At 67.7% G+C, this 24,121-nt stretch carries 17 protein-coding genes and 1 pseudogene; 6 read left to right on the top strand and 12 right to left on the bottom strand.

All coding sequences use genetic code 11. The annotated features are described in order from the left end of the window. Positions 1-17: 17 nt before the first annotated feature. The 6 genes and pseudogenes from siaA to ACNA0R_RS14630 form a co-directional block, all read right to left on the bottom strand. Positions 18-2,006: a biofilm regulation protein phosphatase SiaA gene (siaA, locus tag ACNA0R_RS14605; protein WP_415826729.1), complete on the bottom strand. Its 1,989-nt coding sequence runs from the start codon at positions 2,004-2,006 to the stop codon at positions 18-20. A 289-nt stretch (positions 2,007-2,295) separates the two neighbouring features. Further along, entirely contained in the window at positions 2,296-3,084 is a 789-nt protein-coding gene (locus ACNA0R_RS14610; protein WP_415826766.1) for an ABC transporter ATP-binding protein, read from the bottom strand. An 80-nt stretch (positions 3,085-3,164) separates the two neighbouring features. After that, complete coding sequence (locus ACNA0R_RS14615; RefSeq protein ID WP_415826767.1) at positions 3,165-4,004, bottom strand: ABC transporter ATP-binding protein; 840 nt, start codon at positions 4,002-4,004, stop codon at positions 3,165-3,167. Positions 4,005-4,034: 30 nt separating this feature from the next. Next, a pseudogene (locus tag ACNA0R_RS14620) lies at positions 4,035-4,997 on the bottom strand (branched-chain amino acid ABC transporter permease); the annotation flags it as partial. A gap of 2 nt (positions 4,998-4,999) precedes the next feature. Further along, positions 5,000-5,920, bottom strand: a complete 921-nt coding sequence (locus ACNA0R_RS14625) for a branched-chain amino acid ABC transporter permease (RefSeq protein WP_415826730.1) — start codon at positions 5,918-5,920, stop codon at positions 5,000-5,002. Positions 5,921-5,927: 7 nt separating this feature from the next. Then, the gene (locus ACNA0R_RS14630) at positions 5,928-7,091 is read right to left on the bottom strand and encodes an ABC transporter substrate-binding protein (RefSeq protein ID WP_415826731.1); all 1,164 of its coding nucleotides are present in this window, start codon (positions 7,089-7,091) and stop codon (positions 5,928-5,930) included. A gap of 164 nt (positions 7,092-7,255) precedes the next feature. On the opposite strand from ACNA0R_RS14630, the gene ACNA0R_RS14635 reads away from it, so the two are divergent. From ACNA0R_RS14635 to ACNA0R_RS14660, 6 genes are all read left to right on the top strand, one after another. Beyond that, complete coding sequence (locus ACNA0R_RS14635) at positions 7,256-8,236, top strand: alpha/beta hydrolase (protein WP_415826733.1); 981 nt, start codon at positions 7,256-7,258, stop codon at positions 8,234-8,236. After that, a complete protein-coding gene (locus ACNA0R_RS14640) occupies positions 8,233-8,733 on the top strand; it encodes a MarR family winged helix-turn-helix transcriptional regulator (protein WP_415826734.1) in 501 nt (166 codons plus the stop codon). Before ACNA0R_RS14635 ends, ACNA0R_RS14640 begins: the two co-directional genes overlap by 4 nt. Before the next feature lie 26 nt (positions 8,734-8,759). Next, positions 8,760-9,803, top strand: coding sequence for a hypothetical protein (locus ACNA0R_RS14645; protein ID WP_415826735.1), 1,044 nt, complete (start codon positions 8,760-8,762; stop codon positions 9,801-9,803). Positions 9,804-9,853: 50 nt separating this feature from the next. Next, a complete protein-coding gene (gene argJ / locus ACNA0R_RS14650) occupies positions 9,854-11,080 on the top strand; it encodes a bifunctional glutamate N-acetyltransferase/amino-acid acetyltransferase ArgJ (protein ID WP_415826736.1) in 1,227 nt (408 codons plus the stop codon). A 91-nt stretch (positions 11,081-11,171) separates the two neighbouring features. After that, positions 11,172-12,041, top strand: coding sequence for an ATP-binding protein (locus ACNA0R_RS14655; RefSeq protein WP_415826737.1), 870 nt, complete (start codon positions 11,172-11,174; stop codon positions 12,039-12,041). Beyond that, entirely contained in the window at positions 12,034-13,002 is a 969-nt protein-coding gene (locus tag ACNA0R_RS14660; RefSeq protein WP_415826738.1) for a Nudix family hydrolase, read from the top strand. Before ACNA0R_RS14655 ends, ACNA0R_RS14660 begins: the two co-directional genes overlap by 8 nt. On the opposite strand, the gene ACNA0R_RS14665 is transcribed toward ACNA0R_RS14660, so the two are convergent. The 6 genes from ACNA0R_RS14665 to coaE form a co-directional block, all read right to left on the bottom strand. Continuing rightward, positions 12,980-14,632 carry an efflux transporter outer membrane subunit gene (locus ACNA0R_RS14665; RefSeq protein ID WP_415826768.1) on the bottom strand — a complete coding sequence of 551 codons (1,653 nt, stop codon included), beginning with the start codon at positions 14,630-14,632 and terminating at the stop codon, positions 12,980-12,982. The two genes, ACNA0R_RS14660 and ACNA0R_RS14665, sit on opposite strands and share 23 nt — an antisense overlap. An 80-nt stretch (positions 14,633-14,712) precedes the next feature. Next, the gene (locus tag ACNA0R_RS14670; protein WP_415826739.1) at positions 14,713-17,907 is read right to left on the bottom strand and encodes an efflux RND transporter permease subunit; all 3,195 of its coding nucleotides are present in this window, start codon (positions 17,905-17,907) and stop codon (positions 14,713-14,715) included. After that, on the bottom strand, positions 17,904-21,077 hold the full coding sequence (locus ACNA0R_RS14675) for an efflux RND transporter permease subunit (RefSeq protein WP_415826740.1): 3,174 nt from the start codon (positions 21,075-21,077) through the stop codon (positions 17,904-17,906). The genes ACNA0R_RS14670 and ACNA0R_RS14675 overlap by 4 nt, the downstream gene beginning before the upstream one ends. A 78-nt stretch (positions 21,078-21,155) precedes the next feature. Further along, a complete protein-coding gene (locus ACNA0R_RS14680; protein ID WP_415826741.1) occupies positions 21,156-22,502 on the bottom strand; it encodes an MdtA/MuxA family multidrug efflux RND transporter periplasmic adaptor subunit in 1,347 nt (448 codons plus the stop codon). A gap of 153 nt (positions 22,503-22,655) precedes the next feature. Continuing rightward, a complete protein-coding gene (zapD, locus tag ACNA0R_RS14685; RefSeq protein WP_415826742.1) occupies positions 22,656-23,405 on the bottom strand; it encodes a cell division protein ZapD in 750 nt (249 codons plus the stop codon). A gap of 73 nt (positions 23,406-23,478) precedes the next feature. After that, the gene (coaE, locus tag ACNA0R_RS14690) at positions 23,479-24,117 is read right to left on the bottom strand and encodes a dephospho-CoA kinase (protein ID WP_415826743.1); all 639 of its coding nucleotides are present in this window, start codon (positions 24,115-24,117) and stop codon (positions 23,479-23,481) included. Positions 24,118-24,121 lie beyond the last annotated feature (4 nt).

Raw genomic sequence — 24,121 nt, forward strand, 5'->3', positions numbered from 1 at the left:
GCTATCCGTCTGGGAAGTTATTCGAAGCGAAAGGAAAGTATGGTGATGTCGTCGCGCTGGGGCAAGTCGCCCCGGTATTCCCCCAGGGCGCGATCCAGCGCTTCGGCTTGCTCGCCCAGCGGCAACCGCGCGATTTCTATCAGCATGCTCGTGAAGCGCGTGCCGCCGAAGCCAAAGCCATGCTCTCCTCCCGCCTGGTCCAGAAACCCGTCGGTGCTCAGGTAAAACGTCATTCCCGCCGTCAGCGGCAGCGTCAGGTTGGTGTATTCGCCCTGGCGCTTGTCGCCCAACGCACGGCGCGCCCCGCGATGCTCGCGGCATTCCACGCCGTCGCTTTGGTATAGCGAAATCTTGGCGCCGGAAAACAGCAGATGGCCGGCGGCGCGGTCAATATAAACGAGCCCGGCGTCGGTATTGGTGGCCAGGGCATGGGGCAGCTGCATGTCGGCGAGCATGCCGCGGATGGCGGCGTCGGTGCGCGTCAGGATGCCGGCCGGATCGGACGGGCCGACTTCCGCGACCGCCACGTCCACCGCCGCCCGGACCAGCATGGTCATGAGGGCGCCCGGCACGCCGTGCCCGGCGCAATCCATGACACCCAGCAGGCAGTTGTCGCCCTCGGCCTGGAAAACGTAGAAATCCCCGCCCACCACGTCGCGCGGCTTCCACATGACGAAGTGGCGCGCGCCCAGGGACTGGGCCATTTGCCGCCGCGGCAGGATGGCCTGCTGGATCAGGCTGGCGTAATCGATGGAATCGCCGATTTTCTTGTTGGCGCTGGCCATGGCCTGGTTGGCCGCTTCAAGCGCCCGGGTGCGTTCCCGCACCTTGCTTTCCAGCTCCTGGGTATGGCTGCGGACTTTTTCGGCCATGACGCCGAAAGCGCGACTGAGATCGCCGATTTCGTCGGCGCCGCCCTTGGGCAGGTCGACGTCGTAGCGGCCATCGGCGATCGCCCGCGCCGACTGCTGCAGATTGCGGATGGGCCGCAGCACCAGCCGGTTGACCGCATAGCCGAAGACCGCCAGCAGGCCGCCGATCAGCAGCAGCAGCGCGGCGGCGGCGGGCCACAGGCTGGCGGTGTCGACGATGCGGGCGGCGTGCAGATCGACGGCGGCCAGCACGTACCAGTGCAGTTCGGGCACATACGACACGGACATCAGCTGGCGCTTGCCTTGCAGACGCACCCAGACGGACTGGGCCGCGTCCGGGGTCTTGGGCGCCTCGCGCATCGCCTGCTCCAGGGCATTGCGACTTCGATCGTCCTGCATCAAGCCGAAGATCCGTCCCTTGCCGGCGCCGGCGGCCGCGCCCGAGTTGTAGTCAATCAGGGACGCATCGGGATGCGCCTGGATGTTGCCTTGCTCATCAATAATGATGGGCGTCACGCCCAGCTCGCCGCTGCCGACGAACTGATTCAGGAAATCACTCAGGTCCAGGCTGGCGCCGCCAAAAGCCACCGGCTTGCCCTGGTCGCGCACGATGACGTTGAACCAGACCCGCGTGACCTTCAACTTGGCGTCGGGATTGACGTTGATGTTGTACTCCGCCGACGACTTCAGGCTTTCGAAGAACCAGCGGTCCTCGGGATCGTTGGGGTTCAGCCGGTAGCGCGGCGCGTCGGAGAACGGCTTGTTCGATTCGTTGTAGTAGTAGTTGCCGCTGATCGGGTTGACCACGCAATAGGCGTGGGAGCGGAATGCGCGCTGATAGCCTTCCGCCTCCTTGAAGAAGCGTTCCCGCTTGGCGGGATTGTCTTCGTCGCGCATCCAGTCCAGGGTGACCTGGGATTCGAGCAGCCGCTGCGACAGCGCCAGTTCGCGCGTAATCGGGGCCAGAATGCGCTGGCGGCTCAGCAAGGCGAAATTGTCCGCGTAGGCGCGGCCAAAGTGTTCGCGCACCTGCTCCATGGCGTGCCAGCCCAGCAGTACGGTGGGAATCAGCGCCAGCAGGCATGCCAGCACCAGCGCGAGCAAGGACTTTGCTCGCAAACCTAACTTCGCCATGAACTTTTTTCCTCCACCAGGCCGTGGTTGCCCAATGCCATCACACGGCTGTGGTGCCCGACCGGCGCCGCGGCCGCCCGCGGGCCACTTACGGTCGACTCTAAGTGTAGAGGGTCGATCCTGACGGATTACCCCTGAAAACAAGGCAATATTGGCTCCTTCAAGCGGTTTAGCCGGCGGACCGCGCGGAGCGTCGCGCAACACTGTGATCGTGTGCGTTTTAATTTCTGTCTTTTGCGCCGCCGCGGCTGCACGATGGCGGGCCCGGCCCGGTCCGGCCTTGACGGGATCAGACGCCCAGGTAGCGGGTCCACAGACCGCGATCCGCGTCCAGCTGCCTGGAGTCGCCGGTCCAGACGATGCGGCCGCGCTCCAGGATGACGTGGCGATCGGCCAGCGCCAGCAACCTGTCCACGTATTTGTCGATGACCAGGATGGTCTGCCCGGCCGCGCGCAGGCGTGCCAGGCAACCCCAGATTTCCTCGCGCACCTTGGGAGCCAGGCCTTCCGTCGCCTCGTCCAGGATAAGCAGGCGTGGATTGGTGACCAGCGCGCGGCCGATGGCCAGCATCTGCTGTTCGCCGCCGGACAGCTGATTGCCCATGTGGCCGGCGCGCTCGGCCAGGCGCGGGAAGAGTTCGCAGACGCGCTGGGGTGTCCAGATGCCGGCGTCGTCCGGCGCGGCGGCGGCTCGCGTCCTTGGCGCCGGCGCTTGCTGCGCGGAGACTTGCCGGGCGATTGCCGCGCCGCGGCGCGACGGCCCGGCGCGGTGCGTGGCAAACGCCGTCAGATGCTCGCGTACCGTCAGATTGGGGAAACATTGCCGCCCCTCCGGCACGATGGCGACGCCCGCGCGGGCGATGCGGTCGGTGGCCCAGCCGCCGATTTCCTGCCCGTTGAAGCGGATGCGGCCGGCCTTGAGCGGCAACTGCCCGTACAGCGTGCGCAGCAGCGTGGTCTTGCCCATGCCGTTGCGTCCCAGCAGTGTTACCACTTCGCCGGCGCCTACGGACAGGTCCACGCCGAACAGCACCTGGCTGGCGCCATAGCCGCTTTGCACTTCGCGCATTTCCAGCAGCGGCGCGGCGTCCGTGAGGGAAGCCGCCGCCGCGGGGGTCGCCGTCGCGGGCTTTGTCGTGGAGGTCTCCATGGGCAGGCTCATGTCGCGGCGAGCGGACTTGCGTCCATCTCGTCTCCCAGATAGGCCTGGCGCACGGCCGCGTCATTGCGGATCTGATCCGGCGTGCCGGTCGCGATGATGCGGCCGTAGACCAGCACCGAGATGCGATCGGCCAGGCGGAATACGGCTTCCATATCGTGCTCGACCAGCAGCATGGCGGCGCGGCCGCGCATCGTTTCGATCAGGTCGGCCAGGCGCGCGGTTTCGTCGGGCCCCATGCCGGCCATCGGCTCATCCAGCAGCAGCACGCTGGGCCGGGCCGCCAGCGCCAGCGCGAATTCCAGCTTGCGCTGTTCCCCGTGCGGCAGCGTGCCGGCAGGGCGATCCAGCAGGTCGGGCTCCAGACCGCATTCGCCGGCCAGTGCCTGCGCCGCGCCGTACAAAGCGCGGTCGGCCGCGCGTGGGCGCCAGCATCCCAGCCCACCGCCATCATGGGCCTGGACCGCGAGCAGCAGGTTTTCCCTGACGGAAAAACGCTTGAACACGTTGGTGATCTGGTAGGACCGCGACAGGCCGGCGGCCACGCGGCGATGCGCCGGCGTACGGGTGGTATCCGCGCCGTTCAGGAGCAGGACGCCGGAATCCGCCGGAAGAGTGCCGGCCAGCAGGTGGATCAGGGTGGACTTGCCGGCACCGTTCGGTCCGATCACCGCGTGTATCTCGCCGGGCAACAAGGTCAGCGACAGGGAGTCGGTCGCGACCAGAGCGCCGAAGCGCTTCACCAGGGCCTGGGCTTGCAGCACCGGGGCCGAGGCCTCCGGACGCGTGGCGGACTGCGATGAAGCGGCGCCGGCGGCTGCCGCCGGGGCATCGGCCATGACAGGGCCGGCATGAGCGGAAGAAGCGGCGCCGGCCGCGGTCCCGTCGCGGTGCTCGCGGCGGCCGGCGAACCACGGCGCCGCGAGCCCCGCCAGGCCGCGCGGCGCGGCGAAGACCACGAGCAGCAACACCAGGCCCAGCGGCAGGTGCCAATATTCGGTCCACATCCGCAGCACTTCTTCCAGCGTCAGCATCAGCGCCGCGCCGGCCAGGCCGCCATAGCGAAAGCCCATGCCGCCCACCAGCACCATGATCAGCAGATTCGCCGATTGGGTCCAATGCATCAGGTTGGGCGAAACGAACAGATTGTTGTTGGCGAGCAAGGCACCGGCCAGGCCGGCGACGGCACCGCCGATGACGAAGGCCGTCAGCTTGATGCGATAGACCGGATAGCCCAGCGCCGCCATGCGCGACTCGTTCTCGCGCACGCCTTGCAGCGCGGTGCCGAAGCGCGAAGCCACCAACCGGTTCAACAGCGCCGACACCAGCACGAACAGCAGCAGCACCATGTAGTAGAACGGCACGTCGGCGCCCAGGTCGATGCCCGGCAGCGCCGCCGGCCCCGGCAGGTTCAGGCCGTCCTCGCCGCCATACTGGCGCAGCGAAATAAAGACGTAGAACAGCATCTGCGCAAAGGCCAGCGTGATCATGATGAAGTACACGCCGCGCGTGCGCAGCGATATCGCGCCGATGACCCAGGCCAGCAGCGCGGCCAGCGCGACCGCCGCCGGCCACGCGACCAGGGCCGAACGCACGCCCGCCACGCCCAGCATCGCGGCCGCGTAGGCGCCCGCGCCGAAAAACGCGGCATGTCCCAAGGCGACCATGCCACCGTAGCCCAGCACGAGATTCAAGCCCGCGGCGGCCAGGGCGAAAATCAGCACCCGGCGCACGAAGGAAATATAGAAATCCAGGCCCACCATCGGCGCGACCAGCGGGAACAAGGCCAGCACGGCCACCCCTACCCCCGTCCACACCCACGTTTGCCGCATGGTCAACCGCGCGCGGGAAAGAGGCCGGCGGGGCGGAACACCAGCACCGCCGCCATCAGCAGATAGATGGACAGCGCCGCCAGCGTGGGACCCACGCTGCCGGCCACCGACGGCGCGAAGACCTGCCGCAACAGCAGCGGCAGGAAAGCGCGTCCGGCGGTATCCACCATGCCGACCAGCAGCGCGCCCACGAAGGCGCCGCGTATGGAGCCTATGCCGCCGATGACGATGCACACCAGCACCAGGATCAGGATGTCTTCACCCATGCCCACCTGGACGGCCGTCAACGGACCCAGCAATGCGCCGGCCACCGCGGCCAGCATGGCGCCCAGGCAGAAAACGCCCAGGAACAGCAGCGGCACGCGCACGCCCATCAGGGTCGCCATCTGGCGATTGGATGCGCCCGCGCGTACCAGCACGCCGGCGCGGGTGCGGGTGACGAAGACATACAGCCCCAGCGCCACTAGCAGCCCCACGACGATGATCATCAGCCTGTACGAGGAATACATCAGGTCGGGCAACAGCCGTACCGGCCCGCTCAGCGCCGCCGGCGTGGCCAGCATCACGGGCGCCGGCCCCCAGATCATCTTGACCAGGTCGCCGGCGATCAGGATCACCGCATACGTGCCCAGCACCTGCGCCAGGTGGTCGCGCACCGCCAGCCGGCGTATCAGCACCAGTTCCAGCAGCGCGCCGATGAGCCCCGTGGCGAGCGCGGCCACGCACACCGCGGCCAGGAAGGACCCGGTGCGCTGCATGGTTTCCGCCGCGACATAGGCCCCGGCCATGTATAGCGAACCGTGGGCCAGGTTGAGGATGTCCATGATGCCGAACACCAGCGTCAGCCCGGCGGCGATCAGGAATAGCATCAGCCCGAACTGCAGGCCGTTCAGCAATTGCTCCAGGACCAGCGTGTATCCCATGGCGCCGTCAGAGCTTGCACTGGCCGACGTAGACGTCCTGGTAATGATCCACCGCCTTGCCCACCAGCTTGTTGGTCACGCGGCCGCTGCCGTCCTTGTCCACCACGCGTGTGTAATACGCCTGGATGGGATAGTGGTTGACGCCGTAGCTGAACTTGCCCCGCACCGACGGGAAGTCCGCCTTCGCCAGCGCGGCGATGATGGCCTGGCGATCCGATGCCTTGCCGCCGCTCTGGCGCACCGCCGCGTCCATGGCCATGATCACGTCGTAGGCCTGCGCCGCGTAGAGCGAGGGATAGCGGCCGTTGTACTCCTTGCGGAAGGCGGCGACGAACGCCTTGTTGGCCGGTACGTCCAGGTCATGCGCCCACTGCGCCGTGTTGTACATGCCCACCATATCCGCGCCCACGGCCTGGATCACGTCCTCGTCCGCGGAAAAGCCGGGCCCCACCAGCGCAATGCCGTTCTTCAGCCCCGCGCCGACGAACTGCTTGATGAAATTGATGCCCATGCCGCCGGGCAGGAAGATGTACACCGCGTCCGGCTTGGCGGCGCGGATCTGCGCCAGCTCGGCGGCGTAGTCCAGCTGGCCCAGCTTGGTATAGATTTCGTCGGCCACCGGCGATTTGTAGCCCCGCTTGAAGCCGGTCAGCGCATCGCGGCCCGCCGGATAATCGGGGGCGATGATCAACATCTTCTTGTAGCCGCGATCGGCCGCCATCTTGCCGGCGACTTCATGGAAGGCGTCGTTCTGGTAGGCCGTGCCGAACCAATAGGCGTTGCATTGTTCGCCGGCGTACTGGCTGGGCCCGGGGTTGTTGGACAGATAAGGCACCTTGGCGGCGAACAGCGCGGGGCCCACGGCCAGCGCCACGTTCGAACCTATCGGCCCGGTAAAGAAGTCGACCTTCTCGCGCTGGATGTAGCGCGTGACCAGCTGGCGCGCCTGATCCGGGTTGCCGCCCATGTCGGTCTGCAGGAATTCGGCGGGCTGACCGCCCAGTTTGCTGCCCAGCTGCTTGATGGCCAGGTTGAAGCCATCGCGCGCCTCGGCGCCCAGGGCCGAGAACGGGCCGGAAATATCGTTGGCGATGCCGACCTTGATGGCGTCCGCGGAGGCAATGCCGGGCAGCAGCACGGCGGCCGCGATAAGAGACGAGATGAAACGCATGCGATGCTCCTGGCGCGAGCCGCGCCGGCCGGTTCTTGAAAGTGTGGGATGCGATTCCAGAGAGACCGCCGGCGCTTGCATTTCCCCCTGCGCGCTGGCGTCCGACATAGTTTAGGTTTAAAGTAATGTGCGGAACAAGTCTAGGGTTTTTACCAATACCCCCAATGGCCACTCTCTATCGCGACTACGATCGCGCCGCGCTGGACTACCAGTACAACGCACGCGCCACGGTACCCGATTTCAGCGTCATCACGCGCCAGTATGCCGAAGAAAGCGCACGGGCGCGCGCGACGCTGCCTTGCGTGCTGGATGTGGCCTATGGCGAACATCCCGATGAAACGCTGGATGTTTTCCCGGCCGCGCGCGGCGGTGCCGGCGGCCTGGCGCCGGTCTTCGTCTTCCTGCACGGCGGCTATTGGCGCTTGCTGTCCAAGGACGACTCCAGCAGCATGGCGCCCGCCTTCACCCGCGCCGGCGCGATGCTGGTCGCGGTGAATTACTCGCTGGCGCCGGCGGTCACGCTGGACCGGATCGTCGACCAGATACGCCGCGCCATGGCCTGGCTGCACCGCAACGTCGCCGCCCATGGCGGCGATCCCGCGCGTATCCACGTCGGCGGCAGTTCGGCCGGCGGCCACCTGACCGGCATGCTGTTGACCGACGACTGGCAGGGCCGTTACGGCGTGCCCGCCGATATCGTGCGCGGCGCCGCGCCGCTATCGGGGCTGTTCGACCTGACGCCGCTGGTGCACACGCACATCAACGAATGGATGCGCCTGACCCCGGAAGACGCCGCCCGCAACAGCCCGATGCTGCACCTGCCGGCCAGGCCCTGTCCGGTGGTCGCCAGCCACGGCGAAAACGAAACCGACGAGTTCAAGCGGCAGACCCGCGACTATGTCGACGCGCTGCGCGCGCGCGGCGGCGAGGCCCGCTATGTGGCGACCCCCGGCAGCAATCACTTCGATATCGTGCTGCGGCTGAACGATCCGGACGCGCCCATTACCCGCGCCATCTTCGAGCAGATGGGCCTGGCCGGCGCAGGCCCGGCCGCCGCCGATACGGCGGCACGCGCGCGCGGCGCCGGCGCGCCCGCCTCCACCGACAGCACGGGCCTGGCGGACCGAAACGCGCGGCATTCATGACTGACCAGTCCCCCGACCTGGAATCGCGCGCCGCGCCGGACGATCATCACGCGCTGCGGCTCTGGCTGCGCCTGCTGACCTGCGCCAACCTGGTGGAAGGCGAAATCCGCGGCCGCCTGCGCGCCGAATTCGACACTACCCTGCCGCGCTTCGACCTGATGGCGCAATTGCAGCGCGCGCCCAAGGGCATGAAAATGGGCGAGCTGTCGCGCCACATGATGGTGACCAACGGCAATATCACCGGCATCACCGATCAGTTGGAAAAGGAAGGCCTGGTCATGCGCACCAAGGTGGCGTCCGACCGCCGCAGCTCCCTGATCAAGCTGACCCCGCTGGGGCGCAAGACCTTCGCCCGCATGGCGCGCGCGCACGAAGCCTGGGTCAAGGATTTATTGTCGGGTTTACCGGAAAGCAGCCGCAATGCGCTCTTCCAAACGCTGGGAGAGCTTAAACTCCAGGTCGTGGCCAGCCGCGCCCGCGCGCGGCCGTCCAACTGACCTCCACCACAATCCGTCCAATCCCGATGATTCCGGTCGCGCTGCCCGGCGGCAATTTCTATCCCATGCTGGCCGTTTCGCTGGTCTGCCTGGCGACGTTGCTGACGTGGATCGCCGTGCTCTGCACCAACCGGCTGGCCAGGCTGCGGCTGCGCGCCCGGCCGCGCATGAATGCGGTGGCCATGCTGGCCCTGGCGGTGATCGGCGGGATCTTCCCCGCGCGCCTGGCCCTGCACTGGCTGGACGGCCGCCAGGCCGCCGCCGAAGAAGCCGCCCACACCATGATTCTGGACGGCCCGCGCCCCCTGGGGGGCGTCGACATGCCGGCCGGCACGCGCCTGCTGGTCCGCGTGGCTGGACAGCCCGACACTTTCGAAGCGGCGCGCTTCCCGCGCCCGGTGCCCGTGGCCGGCATACCGGTGATCGGCCTGCAGCGCTACCTGGCCAAGTCAGGATCCCGGGAATACCGCGCCACCGGCGCCTCGGGCACCTTGCCGGTGGATGAAACCGCCGACGGATGGCGCTGCACGCGCGGCCACAAGGTGGAATTCAAGCCGGCGGAAGACGGCACCCTGCGTTTCAGCAGCTGCCATCTGGCGGCGGGCAATCAGCTGGACGGGAAGTCCCTGCCGGCCGGCACCTGGGTCGCGCTGCGCCAGGGCGCCCGCCCGGCCAGCGACTTCCAGCACGTGGACGGCTGGCTATTGCGCACCGATGGCAGCGAGGCTTCCATGATCGCCGGCATGCCGCTGCTCAAGGCGGATCTGCGGCTGGACCGGGCCCGCAAGCTGGTGTGGTTCGAAGGCAGCCTGGCCCAGGAATACGTGCTCGGGCCCATGACCTATCCCGCCGGGACGCGCGTGGCGACGGCCGGCGCCGCGGTCGCCGGCGCCAAGCCGGGCGATCTGGTGTTCAGTCCGTCGCGCGGGCGCTCCGCCGGCCGCGACGATGGCGATGATGTGCCTTCCGGGAAATCGGTGCTGCAGGCGCCGGACGGCACGGTGCGCGGCGTCATGAGCAACCGCGCGGCCGGCGTACTGGACGTGGCCTCGATCGGCTCGACGCCGTAGCACAAAAGACTGGGATAATAGGCGTCTTTGGCCCCACAGAGACCGCACACATGGCCGTCAACCTGAAGATCCCTTCCGAATCCGAAATTTTCCCCGTGGCCGGCGTCGAGATCGGCGTCGCCGAAGCCGGCATACGCAAGGCCGGGCGGCGGGATCTCACCGTGTTCCGCCTGGCCGAAGGCGCGACGGTAGCCGGGGTGTTCACCCGCAACCGCTTCCGCGCCGCGCCCGTTCAGGTCTGCGAAAGCCATCTGGCCGGCGGCGACGCCATCGCCGCGCTGGTGATCAACACCGGCAACGCCAATGCCGGCACGGGCGCGGACGGCCTGGCCCGCACGCATGAAACCTGCAAGGCGCTGGCCGGCCTGCTGAACATCAAGCCGACCCAGATCCTGCCCTTTTCCACCGGAGTGATCCTGGAGCCGCTGCCGGTCGACCGCCTGGTGGCCGGCCTGCCGCGCGCCATCGCGGCGCTGGCGCCCGATAACTGGATGAACGCCGCGCACGGCATCATGACCACCGACACGCTGCCCAAGATCGCCTCGTCGCGCCGCACCGTGGGCGGCAAGACGGTCACGATCACCGGCATCAGCAAGGGCGCCGGCATGATCCGCCCGAACATGGCGACGATGCTGGGCTTCCTGGCGACGGACGCCGGCATCGCGCGCCCCTTGCTGGAAAAGCTGACCCGCCAGATCGCCGATCTGTCCTTCAATCGCATTACCGTGGACGGCGACACGTCCACCAACGATTCCTTCATCGTGATCGCCACCGGCCAATCCGGCCTGCGCGTGGAAAGCGAAAGCGATCCGCACTATGCGGAATTGGCCAAGGCCCTGGGCGATGCCGCCGCCGAACTGGCGCAGAAAATCGTGCGCGATGCCGAAGGCGCCACCAAGTTCATCACCATCCGCGTGGAAGAGGCCGGCACCACGGAAGAAGCGTTGAAGGTCGCCTACGCGGTGGCCCATTCGCCGCTGGTCAAGACGGCGTTCTATGCCTCCGACCCCAATCTGGGCCGCATCCTGGCGGCGGTGGGCTATGCCGGGATCGATGACCTGGACGTCGGCCGGCTGCGCCTGTGGCTGGACGACGTGCTGGTCGCCACCCAGGGCGGACGCAATCCCGATTACAAGGAAGAAGACGGCCAACGGGTGATGAAGCAGGCCGAGATCCTGGTGCGCATCGCGCTGGGCCGCGGCCAGGTCGCCGACACCGTGTACACCTGCGACTTCTCGCACGAGTACGTCAGCATCAACGCGGATTACCGCTCCTGATTGAACGTGGCGGGCGGCCATGCCCGCCCGCGCATCCATGGCACGCCGAGGATGGCGGACCGGCCGCCTGGCCCGTATTGGAATCACCACAGTGAACGTTTCTTCCGAATTCACCACCCTGATCGCCCGCGCCGAGCGCGTGCTGGCGCAGCTTGAAGCGTATCTTCCGCCGGCGCCGCCGGACATCGACTGGAGCGCGCACGCCTTCCGCTGGCGCAAGCGCGGCTCGCGCGGCTGGCTGGACGCCGTGCGCCACGTCGCCCGCATCGACCTGGAAGACCTGCAGCACATCGAGCGCCAGAAGGCCATCATCGATCGCAACACGCAGCACTTCCTGGACAAGAAGCCCGCCAACAACGTGTTGATGACCGGCGCGCGCGGCACCGGCAAGAGCTCGCTGGTGAAAGCCATGCTGGCCGCCTATGCGCCGCGCGGCCTGCGCCTGATCGAGGTCGATAAATCCGACCTGGGCGACCTGGCCGACATCGTCGAACTGGTCGGCACGCGGCCGGAACGCTTCATCGTGTTCTGCGACGACCTGTCCTTCGAGGAAGGCGAAGCGGGCTACAAGGCGCTCAAATCCGTGCTGGACGGCTCGGTGGCCGCGTCCGGCGACAACGTGCTGATCTACGCCACGTCCAACCGCCGGCACCTGATGCCGGAATACATGAGCGAAAACCTGCAGGCCAAGCACCAGCCCGACGGCGAGATCCATCCCGGCGAAACGGTGGAAGAAAAAATCTCCTTGTCGGAGCGCTTCGGCCTGTGGCTGTCCTTCTATCCCTTCCGCCAGGACGACTACCTGGACATCGTGCGCCACTGGCTGCGCGAACTGGGCTGCCCGGAAGAACACATCGAGGAATCGCGCACCGAGGCGCTGCAGTGGACCATCGAACGCGGCTCGCGTTCGGGCCGCGTGGCCTATCAGTTCGCGCGCGACTGGGCGGCGCGGCATGTCTGAGCAGATCCTGGATGTCGCCGCCGGCCTGATCCTGCGCCCCGATGGCAAGCTGCTGCTGGGACAACGGCCGGAAGGCAAGCCGTGGGCCGGCTGGTGGGAATTGCCCGGCGGCAAACTGGAACCGGGCGAAAGCGTGCTGCAGGCGCTGGCGCGCGAACTGGACGAAGAACTCGGCATCCAGGTCACCGCGGCGACGCGTTGGGTTACCTACGTGCATGCCTATCCCCATACCACCGTGCGGCTGGCTTTCTGCCGGGTGACGGGCTGGCTGGGCGAACCGCGCGGCCTGGAAAACCAGCGGCTGGAATGGGTGGACCCCGCGCATGCGCAAAGCGTGGGGCAATTGTTGCCCGCCACGCTGCCGCCCTTGCGGTGGCTGCGCCTGCCCGATACCTATGGCATCAGCAACATCGGCGCGCCCGAGGGCTTGCCGGGTTTTCTGGCGCGGCTGCGGCATGCGCTGATGCGTGGCGTGCGGCTGGTGCAGTTCCGCGAACCGGGCTGGGCGGATGGCCCTTCGTCCACGAGCCTGCACCATGCCTTGCAGGAAATCCTGCGGGAATGCCGGCAGGCCGGCGCACGTGTGCTGGTGAATAGCGCGCATCCCCAGGCTTGGTGGGAAGAGGCCGACGGCGTGCATCTGCGTGCCGCCGATGCCGCGGCGCTTGCGCAGCGCCCGCTGCCGCGCGACGGCTACTGGGTGGGCGTATCGGTGCATGACGCCGCGCAGATGGCGCGCGCGCGGGCGCTGGACGCGGATTTCGCGGTGGTCGGCCCGGTGGCGGAAACCGCCAGCCACCCGGGGCAGGCGGGTCTGGGCTGGCAGGCCTTTATGGACATCAACAAGGATGCCGGCCTGCCCGCCTACGCGATAGGTGGACAAGGACCGGACACCATGGCCGCCGCGCTGGAACACGGCGCCCACGGCATCGCGGCGATCAGGGGCGTGTTCCCGGCGTAGACGCGGACTCGGCCGCGCTGGGTGCGGCCGGCGTGGATACGGCCGACGTGGATGCGGCCGGCGTGGACATCGCGGACGTGGACACGGCAGGCGTGGATACGGCCGGCGTAGTTTCGGCCGACGCAGGTCTGGCCGGCGTGGATGGCGCGGGCGTGCCCCCCTGCGACATCACCGGCGCGTCCACATCACCGTCCCACCCGCCGCCCAGCGCGGCGATCAGCTGCACGCTGGCGACCAGCCGGTTGCCTATCAGCGAAATCGCGTCCCGCTCGGAGTTCAGCGCGGTGTTCTCCAACACGGCCACGCTCAAATAGTCCACCAATCCCTGCTGATACTGATTGCGCGTCAGCTGCAGCGACTCGCGCGCCGCTTCCAGCGCGCGCCGCTGCACCTGTTGCTCGCGGTCGTAGACCCGCAGCTGGATCATGGTGTCCTCCACCTCCCGCAGCGCGCCCAGGACGACCTGACGATAAGCCGCCGCCTGCGCATCATAGGCAGCCTGCGCCGACTCGACTTGCGACGCGCGCAAGCCGCCATCGAACAGGGTCTGCGCCAGGGCCGGGCCTATCGACCAGAAGCGCGCCGGCGCCGTCAGCCACTGCGCGAACTGCCCGCTGCGGAAGCCGCCGTCGGCGCTCAGCGTCAGGTCGGGAAACCAGGCCGCCTGCGCCACGCCGATCTGCGCATTGGCCTGCGCGGTGCGGCGTTCCGCCCCCGCGACGTCGGGCCGGCGCTCCAGCAATTGCGACGGCAGGCCGACCGGGATCGCCGGCACCTTCTGCGTGAAGGGCGTACGCGCCAACGACAGCTTCGATGGCGGCTGGCCGACCAGCACGGCGATGGCATGCTCGAACTGCCCGCGCTGCCACTCCAGATCCACCCACTGCGCGCGCGTGCTTTCCAGCTGCGTGCGCGCCACGGCCACGTCGGATTTCGCCGCCACGCCGGCGTTGTAGCGGTTGACGGTCAACTGCAGCGACTTCTCGTTGGTCGCCACGGTTTCGCGCAGCAGCCGCTCCTGTTCGTCCAGCACGCGCAGCTGGAAATAATTCTGCGCCAGCGTGCTTTGCGCGCTCAGGCGCGCGGCGGCCAGATCGGCGGCGCTGGCCTGAGCGCCCGCCCGGCTGGCCTCGACCGACCGACGTACCGATCCCCAGATATCGGCTTCCCAACTGACGGTGCCGGTCAACGAATAACTGTTGCCCACCGCGCTGCCGCCCGAGCCCGACGCACCCGTGCCGCCGCCGCCCGAGCGGGTCACGCCCGCGCCCGCGCCGACGGTGGGAAAGAAGGCGGAACGCGCGCCCCGGACCAGGGCCTGCGCCTGGCGATAGTTCGCCTCCGCCTGCGCGATGTCCAGGTTGGCCGTATCCAGCTGGCGCATCAAATCGTCCAGGACAGGATCCTGATAGACCCGCCACCACGCGCCGCGATCCGCCAGCTCGTTGGGCTGTGCCGGCGTCCAGCCCGGCGTATCGTCCTTGCCTTCCTTGAATTGGGTGCCGACGTCCACCGCCGGACGGACATAGTCGGGGCCGACGGCGCAGGCGCCCAGGGCGCCGCACAGGGCCAGCATCGGGACCAGCCGCGCCAGCGCGGCGGGCAGGCGCGGCCCGGACGGACGGACCAACGGCGGAGGCAACGCTCGGGTCAGCGTTCGCGTCGACGATGGAGTCAACGCCAGTTTCGAAGGATGGGTCAACGGACGGCTCATGAGTAATCCGTGGAAGGCGCGACGGCGCGCGCGGCGCGGCGGCGCCGCGCCCAGTGGCGCAGACGATCCAGATAGAGATAAACGACGGGCGTGGTGTACAGCGTCAGCACCTGGCTGACCAGCAGTCCGCCGACGATGGTGATACCCAAAGGCCGGCGGATCTCCGCGCCGGTGCCGGTCGCCACCACCAGCGGGACGGCGCCCATGATGGCCGCGAGCGTGGTCATCATGATGGGCCGAAAGCGCGTCACGCAAGCCTGGAAGATGGCCTCGCGCGGCATCAGCCCCTGGCCGCGCTCGGCGGCGAGCGCGAAGTCCACCATCATGATGGCGTTCTTCTTGACGATGCCGATCAACAGGAACACGCCGATCAGCGCGATCACCGTGAACTCGGTGCGCATCACCATCAGCGCCAGCAGGGCCCCGATGCCGGCGGACGGCAAGGTGGACAGGATGGTGAAGGGATGCACGAAGCTCTCGTACAGGATGCCCAGCACGATGTACATGGTGATCAGCGCCGCCAGTATCAGCAGCGGCTGCTGCTGCTGGGTCTGCTGGGCCGCCGCGGCGGTGCCCTGGAAGCTGGCCTGGATCTGGTCCGTCGGCAGGCCGATGCGCGCCACGGCATCGTCGATGGCGGCGCTGGCCTGTCCCAGCGATACGCCCGGCGCCAGGCTGAACGAAATCGTATCGGCCACGAACAAACCCTGGTGCTGCACGCTGAGCGGCGCGCTGCCGACCTCGAAGGAGGCGAACGACGCCAGCGGCACGCGCGCGCCGGTGCTGGTCACCACGTCGACCTTGCGCAGCGACTGTGCATCCTGCGCGAAACTCTGCGGCACGCCCAGTATCACGTGATACTGGTTCAGCGGTCCGTACATGACCGACACCTGCCGCTGGCTGAAGGAATTGTTCAGCACCGCCGAGATATCCGACATGCTGACGCCCAGCCGCGTGGCCGCCTCGCGGTCGATCACCAGGTTGACCTGCTGGCCCTTGTCCTCGACGTCGGTGTCCACGTCCACCAGCTCCGGCAGTTTGGCCAGGGCCTGCTGCACGCGCGGCATCCAGGTCCGCAACATCGAGAGATCGCTGGCCATCAGCGCGTAGTCGTACGAGCCGGAGCTGCTGGCGCGTCCGCCGATGCGGATATCCTGCTGCGCCACCAGGAACATGCGGGCCCCGGGTATGCTCTGCAGGCGTCCGCGCAGCCGCTCTATCACCACTTCCGCCGACACGCCGCGTTCGGACAGCGGCTTGAGCTGGATCTGCATAAAGCTGCTGTTGCTGCCGCCACGCCCGCCGGCATAGCCCGTCATGCTTTGCACCGCGGGATCCGACAGCACCACCTTGCGCATGTATTCGAGCTTCGGCACCGTGGCCTGGAAGGACGTCCCCTGGTCGACGCGAAAGAAGCCCAGCAGCTGACCCGTATCCTGGTTCGGAAAGAAGCCTTTGGGCACGATGATGTAAAGATAGACGTTCAGGCATATGGTCAGCAGCAGCACCACGATGACCAAGGGCCCATGGTTCAGCGTCCAGCCCAGCGTGCGGGCATAGCCATCGCTCAGGCGCTGGAAGCCGCGTTCGGACCACTGGCCCAGCCGGGCCAGCAGCGCATGAATAGGGCCGGCGCCGCGTCCGGAACCGCTCGCGGGACCGCGGCCATCACCATCGCCTTCAGCGCCGCCCCCCTCCCCGCGTTCGCGCCGCTCGGCGCGCAGCAGCTTGCCGCACATCATGGGCGTCAGCGTCAGCGACGTCACCAACGACACCAGGATGGACGCCGACAGCGTCACGGCGAACTCGCGGAAGAACCGGCCCACTACCCCGCCCATCAGCAGGATGGGGATGAACACGGCCACCAGCGACAGGCTCATCGACAGCACGGTAAAGCCCACCTCGCGCGCCCCGCGCATGGCGGCCCGCACCGGCGACATGCCCCGTTCGATGTAGCGCATGATGTTTTCCAGCACCACGATGGCATCGTCGACGACGAAGCCCGTGGCGACGATCAGCGCCATCAGCGAAATCGTGTTCAGCGTATAGCCGCACAGATACATGATGCTGAAAGTGCCGATCAGCGACACCGGCACCGCCACGCTGGGTATCAGCGCCGCGCGCAGCCGCCGCAGGAAGATCAGCACCACGATCATCACCAGGCCGACCGCGATCGCCAGCGTCAGTTCGGCCTCGTACAGCGACGCGCGGATGCTGGGCGTGCGGTCCTGCGCCACCACCAGTTCCACGCCGCCGGGCATCTGCGCCTGCAGTTGCGGCAGCTCTTCGCGCAGGTCGTCGACGACCTTGATGATGTTGGCGGCGGCCTCGCGCCGCACGATCAGCAGGATGGCCTTGCGCTGGTTGTGGAAGCCCGTCTGGAACAGATCCTCGACGGAATCCTCCACCGTGGCCACGTCGGACAGCCGTACCGGCGCGCCGTCGCGCCAGGCCACGATCAGCGGCCGGTACTGCGCGGCCTTGCTCAGCTGGTCGCTGGCCATGATGGTCCACTGGTAGTCGCCGCTGTCGATGAAACCCTTGGGCCGGTTGGCGTTGGCGTTCGACAACGCCGTGCGCACTTCGTCCAGCGAGACGCCGCGATTGCTCAGCGCGCCGGGCAGCACTTCCACGCGCACCGCCGGCAACGAACTGCCGCCCACCGTGACGTCGCCGACGCCGTTCACCTGCGACAGCTTCTGCGCCACGATGGTCGACGCCAGGTCGTACAGCTCGCCCTGCGTGTGCGTATCGGACGTCAGCGCCAGCGTCATGATGGGCGCGGCCGATGGATTCGCCTTGCGATAGGTGGGATTGCTCTTCAAGCCGCTGGGCAGCAGCGTGCGCGAGGCGTTGATGGCGGCCTGCACGTCGCGCGCGGCGCCGTCGATGTTGCGGCTCAGGTCGAACTGCAGCGTGATGCGCGTCGACCCCTGCGTGCTGCTGGACGTCATTTCGGTCACGCCGGCGATGGCGCCCAGCGCGCGTTCCAGCGGCGTCGCCACGCTGGACGCCATGGTTTCCGGACTCGCGCCGGGCAGGCTGGCCGTGACGGAGATCGTCGGGATATCCACTTCGGGCAGCGGCGCCACCGGCAGCAGGCGAAAGGCGAGCGAACCCGCCAGCACGACCGCCAGCGCCAGTAGCGTGGTCGCCACCGGGCGCACGATGAAGGGCGCCGACAGGATCATCGCGGCGCCTCGGCGGTCCCGGTCTGCGGGCGCTTGCCCGAGCGGCGCGCCAGGCGATCGAACATCAGGTAGATGACCGGCGTGGTGAACAGCGTCAGCACCTGGCTGACCAGCAGGCCGCCCACCATGACCAGGCCCAGCGGCTGGCGCAGCTCCGATCCCGTGCCGGTGGACAGCATCAGCGGCACCGCGCCGAACAGGGCCGCCAGCGTCGTCATCAGGATGGGCCGGAAACGCAGCAGCGCCGCCTCATGGATGGCCTCGCGCGGGGGCAGGCCGCGCTTGCGCTCGGCCTCCAGGGCGAAGTCGATCATCATGATGGCATTCTTCTTGACGATGCCGATCAGCAGGATGATGCCGATGATGCCTATCATGTCCAGCTCGGTGCGCGTCAGCAGCAGCGCCAGCAGCGCGCCCACGCCGGCCGACGGCAGCGTCGACAGGATGGTCACCGGGTGGATGAAGCTCTCGTACAGCACGCCCAGCACGATGTACATGGTGACGATGGCCGCCAGGATCAGCCACAGTGTGCTGGTCAGCGAATTCTGGAACGCCTGCGCGGCGCCCTGGAAGCGCGTCTCGATGCCGGCGGGCAGGCCCATGTCCTTTTCCGCGGCATGGATGGCGTCCACCGCGTCCGACAGCGATGCGCCCGGCGCCAGGTTGAACGACACCGTCACCATGGGGAACTGGTCCAGCCGGTTGATCGCCAGCACCGTGCTGGATTCGCTGATGCGCGCCACGCTGGACAGCGGCACCTGCGTCCCGGCGGCCGTCGGCACGTAGATCTGCGATAGCGCGTCGGGTCCGCGGCTGAACTGCGGCTGCACCTCCAGCACCACGCGATACTGCGCCGACTGCGTGAAGATGGTGGAAATCAGCCGCTGGCCGAAGGCGTTGTACAGGGCCTCGTCGATCACTGCCGCGGTAATCCCCAGGCGCGAGGCCGCGTCGCGATCGATATCGATGTAGGTTTCCAGGCCTTCGTCCTGCAAGTCGTCGGTGACGTCGGCCAGCTGCGGCAGCTGGCGCAGCCGCTCTACCACGCGCGGCGTCCACGCGCTGAGCAATTGCAGGTCCGGATTGGACAGCGTCATCTGGTACTGCGTGCGAGCGATCCGATCCTCGATGGTCAGGTCCTGCACCGGCTGCATGTAGACCGTCATGCCCTGCACCTTGGCCAGCGACTGGCGCAGGCGCGCCAGGACCTCGGCCATCGATCCTTCGCGTTGTTCGCGCGGCTTCAGCGCGATCTGGATGCGGCCGGCGCTCAAGGTGGCATTGCTGCCGTCCACGCCGATGAAGGACGACACGGTCTGCACGTCGGGATCGGCCAGGATGACGCGCGCGGCTTCCTGCTGGCGCTCCGCCATGGCCGGGAAGGAAATCGTCTGCGGCCCCTGCGTGATGGCCTGGATCAGCCCCGTGTCCTGCGGCGGGAAAAAGCCTTTGGGCACCGCGGCGTACAGCACGACCGTCAACGCAAACGTGGCCACGGCCACCAGGAGAGTCAGCGGCTGGTGATCCAGCACCACCCGCAGCATGCGGTCGTAGCCCGCGATCGTGCGATCGATCGCCGCCCCGGTCCATTGATGGAAGCGGCCATGATGCGCCACCTGCCGCGCTGGCTGGCCCGGCTCCGCCGCGCCGGCGGGCAGCGGCCGGCCCGCGGCGTCGCGCGCCGGCCTGCCTTCGGGCCGCAACAAGCGCGCGCACATCATCGGCGTCAGCGTCAGCGACACCAGCAGGGAGATCAGGATGGACACCGCCAGCGTGATGGCGAATTCGCGGAACAGGCGGCCGACCACTTCGGTCATGAACAGCAGCGGGATCAGCACCGCGATCAGCGAAAAGGTCAGCGAGATCAGCGTGAAGCCGATCTGCCCGGCCCCCTTCAGCGCCGCCTGCAAAGGCGTTTCGCCTTCCTCCAGATGGCGCGCGATGTTCTCGATCATGACGATGGCATCGTCCACCACGAAACCCGTGGCGATGGTCAGCGCCATCAGCGTCAGATTGTTGATGCTGAAGCCGGCCAGGTACATGATGCCGAAGGTACCGATCAGCGACAGCGGCACCACCACGCTGGGAATCAGCGTGGCCGTCAGGCTGCGCAGGAACAGGAAGGTCACCATCACGACCAGCCCGATCGACAGCAGCATTTCGAAGCGCACGTCGTCGATGGAATCGCGGATGGTCTGGGTGCGGTCGGCCACCACGGTCACGTCCAGCGTGGCAGGAAGCGATGAGCGCAGTTGCGGCAGCAGCGCGTTGATGCGATTCACCACATCGATGACGTTGGCGCCGGGCTGGCGCTGCACGTTCAGCAGCACGGCCGGCTTGTCGCCGGCCCACGCGGCCTGGCGCACGTCCTCCGCCCCCTGCACCGCCTTGGCCACGTCCGACAGCCGCAGCGGCGCGTTGTTGCGGTACGCGATGATCAGGTCGTTGTAGTCGGTGGGCGCCTTCAGCTGGTCGTTGGCGTTGATGGTCGTCGAGCGCCGCGGCCCGTCCAGGTTGCCCTTGGGCTGGTTGACGTTGGCCGCGACGATGGCGGTGCGCAGGTCCGACATCGCCAATCCGTTGGCGGCCAGCGCCTGCGGATTCACTTGTATGCGCACGGCCGGCCGCTGGCCCCCGGCGATGCTGACCAGGCCCACGCCCGGTATCTGCGACAGCTTCTGCGCCATGCGCGTGTCGATCAGATCGCGCACCTGCGGCAGCGGCATGGTCGGCGATGTAATGCCCAGCGTCAGCACCGGCGCGTCGGCCGGATTGACCTTGTTGTAGGTGGGCGGCAGCGGCAGGTCTGACGGCAGCAGGTTGGACGCCGCGTTGATGGCGGCCTGCACCTCCTGCTCGGCCACGTCCAGCGAGATATCCAGTGTGAACTGCAGCGTGATGACCGATGCGCCGCCGGAACTCGTGGACGACATCTGGTTCAGGCCGGGCATCTGGCCGAACTGCCGCTCCAGCGGCGACGTCACCAGCGACGTCATCACGTCCGGGCTGGCGCCCGGATACAGCGTCACCACCTGGATGGTCGGATAATCGACCTCCGGCAGCGCCGATACCGGCAGCAGCCGATAGGCGATCAGGCCGGCGATCAGGATCGCCACCATCGACAGCGTGGTGGCCACCGGCCGCAGGATGAAGACGCGGGATGGGCTCACGGATTGGGGCTCACGGGTTAAGGCTCACGGGTTGGTGCTCACGTCGAGGCTCACAGGCGGCAACTCACGAGCGTGGCCTCAAGGCGTGGTCCGCGGCGCCGTGCCGGGCGTGGCCGTGGCCGGCCCCGCGCCCAGCGATGCGCCTGGCGTGGGCGGCGTGACCGCGGCGGGGTCGCTCACGACTTCGACCTTCGAGCCGGCGCGCAGCCGATCGGTACCCTCCGTCACCACCCGGTCGCCGGGCTTGAGGCCATCGGTCACCACCACCAGTTCGCCGCTGACCGGCCCCAGCTTCAGCTGGCGCACGACCACCGTATTGTCGGGCTGCGCCACGAAGACGAATGGCCCCTGCGAACCGCGCTGCACCGCGCCGTTGGGAATCACGGTCTGGCCCTTGCGGGTCTCCACCAGCAATTGGATGTTGACGAACTGGTTGGGAAACAGCGCATCGTCGGCATTGTCGAAGCGCGCCTTCATCTTGACCGTGCCGGTGCTGACGTCGATCTGGTTATCCAGCGTCTCCAGCACGCCGGTCGCCAGGCGCCTGGTGTTGGTGCGGTCCCAGGCATCGACGCGCAGCGTCCTGCCGGCATGCAACTGCTCGCGCACCTCCGGGAGCTGCGTTTCCGGCAGCGTGAAGATCGCCGCGATGGGCTGGGTCTGGGTAATCACCACCAGGCCGTTGGTGTCGCCCGAGGACACCAGATTGCCGGGATCCACCTGGCGCAGGCCCAGGCGGCCGTCGATCGGCGCGGTAATGCGGGCGAAAGTCAGCTGCAACTTGGCGTTGTCGACATTCGCCTGGTCGGTCTTGAGCGTGCCTTCGTACTGGCGCACCAGCGCGGCCTGGGTATCGACCTGCTGTTTGGCGATGGAATCCTGCTTGTACAGCGCCTGGTAGCGCGCGAGGTCCCGGCGGGCGTTTTCCAGCTGCGCCAGGTTCTGCTGCTGGGTGCCCATGGCCTGCTGCAGTTGCACGTTGAACGGACGGGGATCGACCTGCGCCAGCACGTCGCCGGCCTTGACCCGCTGGCCTTCCTTGAAATTGACCTGCACCAGTTCGCCGTCGACGCGGCTGCGTACCGTGACCGTGTTGTATGCGGTGACCGTACCCAGCGCGGGCAGGGAAATGTCGACGTCCTTGGTGGCCGCGACATATACGCGCACGGGCACCGGCGGCTCCGCCATGGGGGCTCCCGGTCCCCCGGCGCCGGGTCGATGCCGGGCGCCGCCGGCGCTGCCTCCGGCCGCGGCGCCCGTACGATGGCCGGCCGCCCCCACCCGCGCCGGACCGCCGTTCTCCGCCCCCGGTTTCGGGCGAAACACCAGCCAGGCGATACCCGCCAGCACAAGAATCACGACGATCCATGCGAGTACGCGCCGGCGCGGCCGGGGGGACGGAGCAATGCGAGGACGATCGGACATGAGGGCCAAAGGGGGACGCTACCGGGACCGCTATTGTCTATCAGAGCAGTCCGGTTTTATAGCGGCGCTCGCTGTTTTGAAATCGCCCGCAACAGGTATGCCATCGGGGCGCGAAACGCAGCTCAGCCGCGCCGGTGGCGCGCACCCGAGGCGTCAAGCGCAGAGCGACATCTCGAAGGCCACGTCGCGGCCGACCTGCTGCGGCTTGAGCTCGCCGTCCTGGGTGGAAAACCTTATCCAGATCATGTACTTATTCGCGCTGATCTCAGGAAAGATCCCGCTTTCGCCATCCACCCAGACGCGCAGCAGCTGATGCGCCTTGCCGGCCAGCATCTGCTGATACGTGCCTTGTTCGGCCACGGCTTCGACCCGGCGGCCGGATTCCCGCAACAGGCGCAAGCCGATCTGCAGCCCTTCATGCAAAGGCAGCAATGGTTCGATCCAGGCTTTCAGGTCGGCGCAGCGCACGGCCTCCGGCTTTTGCTGCCAGGCGTAATACGACGGCATTTCGATCTGGGTGCCGCCGCCCGGCACGGCCAGGCGCCCGCGCAGGCTGACCAGCCATTCGTTTTCACGCAGCGGTTGACCGGTTTTGCCTTGCGACACCAGCGATGTGCTGGTTTTTTCCATATCCCGCAGCATGCCTTCCAGCGCGTCCTGCGACACGTCGGGATGGTCGCGCAGCCCGACCAGCTGCAATCGCTGCCGTTCGATGTCCTGCAGCACCGAACTTTTGACATCCGTGCGCTCGATGGCGTCGAGAATGTCAAAAATGGTGCCGACGGCGATCTGGTGATTCTTGGGATCACCCGGGCGTGCGAAGAAGAACAGCCGGTCGAAGAGGTATTCCAGGCGCAGATACGCCCGGATGCGCTCATTGAAGGGATATTCGTAAAGAATCACGCTCGATACAGACCCGTCGTAGAACCGGTCGCAACCAAAGTCGCGCCGGGATTGTCATGGATGCCGGCCGCGCTTACGCGGCGTGGCCCGAGCCCGACGCCAGGGCGCACCATCGGTCGTGCTGTGCTTTCGTCCGCGCGCACAGCGTTTCAGCGGACGTGGCGCCGTCATTCAAAATAACGTCATGCGCAGCGGCCAGACGGGTATCCCGCGCGGCCTGTGCCGCCATAATACGCTCTATGGTGTCGGCCGTCAGCCCGCTGCGCGAGCGCACGCGGCGGATCTGGGTTTCGGGATCGCAATCGACCACGCATACGCGGTCCACGCGATCCGCCCAGCGTCCGGACTCGATGAGCAACGGCACCACGTAGACCACATAACACCCCGTTGCGCGCGCGCCGGCGTCCAGCGCCGCGCGCGATATCAGGGGATGCAGGATCCCTTCCAGCCGCGCGCGGGCGCGCGGGTCCTCGAAAACGCGGGCGCGCATCCAGGCGCGGTCCATGGCCCCATCCGCCGCCGCGGCCGCGGGCCCGAAGGCCTGTACGATTTCGGCCATCGCCGCGCCGCCGGCCGCGGTCAGCGAGCGCGAGATCTCATCCGTATCGATCACCGTCGCGCCCCAGGACGCCAGCAGATCCGCCACGCGGCTTTTGCCGGAACCGATCCCGCCGGTCAGCCCGATCTTCAAACGCGGCCCTTCCCCATGCATGTCG

Origin of the sequence: Bordetella sputigena (assembly GCF_965137885.1) — a bacterium.
Taxonomy (GTDB): domain Bacteria; phylum Pseudomonadota; class Gammaproteobacteria; order Burkholderiales; family Burkholderiaceae_B; genus Bordetella_C; species Bordetella_C sputigena.

Excerpts from the sequence above, each read along its gene's own strand:
- ACNA0R_RS14635 (WP_415826733.1), top strand. The coding sequence starts at position 7,256 with ATGGCCACTCTCTATCGCGACTACGATCGCGCCGCGCTGGACTACCAG.
- ACNA0R_RS14630 (WP_415826731.1), bottom strand. The coding sequence starts at position 7,091 with ATGCGTTTCATCTCGTCTCTTATCGCGGCCGCCGTGCTGCTGCCCGGC.
- ACNA0R_RS14615 (WP_415826767.1), bottom strand. The coding sequence starts at position 4,004 with ATGGCCGATGCCCCGGCGGCAGCCGCCGGCGCCGCTTCATCGCAGTCC.
- ACNA0R_RS14625 (WP_415826730.1), bottom strand. The coding sequence starts at position 5,920 with ATGGGATACACGCTGGTCCTGGAGCAATTGCTGAACGGCCTGCAGTTC.
- ACNA0R_RS14640 (WP_415826734.1), top strand. The coding sequence starts at position 8,233 with ATGACTGACCAGTCCCCCGACCTGGAATCGCGCGCCGCGCCGGACGAT.
- siaA (WP_415826729.1), bottom strand. The coding sequence starts at position 2,006 with ATGGCGAAGTTAGGTTTGCGAGCAAAGTCCTTGCTCGCGCTGGTGCTG.
- coaE (WP_415826743.1), bottom strand. The coding sequence starts at position 24,117 with ATGCATGGGGAAGGGCCGCGTTTGAAGATCGGGCTGACCGGCGGGATC.
- ACNA0R_RS14680 (WP_415826741.1), bottom strand. The coding sequence starts at position 22,502 with ATGTCCGATCGTCCTCGCATTGCTCCGTCCCCCCGGCCGCGCCGGCGC.
- ACNA0R_RS14670 (WP_415826739.1), bottom strand. The coding sequence starts at position 17,907 with ATGATCCTGTCGGCGCCCTTCATCGTGCGCCCGGTGGCGACCACGCTA.
- ACNA0R_RS14645 (WP_415826735.1), top strand. The coding sequence starts at position 8,760 with ATGATTCCGGTCGCGCTGCCCGGCGGCAATTTCTATCCCATGCTGGCC.
- ACNA0R_RS14660 (WP_415826738.1), top strand. The coding sequence starts at position 12,034 with ATGTCTGAGCAGATCCTGGATGTCGCCGCCGGCCTGATCCTGCGCCCC.
- argJ (WP_415826736.1), top strand. The coding sequence starts at position 9,854 with ATGGCCGTCAACCTGAAGATCCCTTCCGAATCCGAAATTTTCCCCGTG.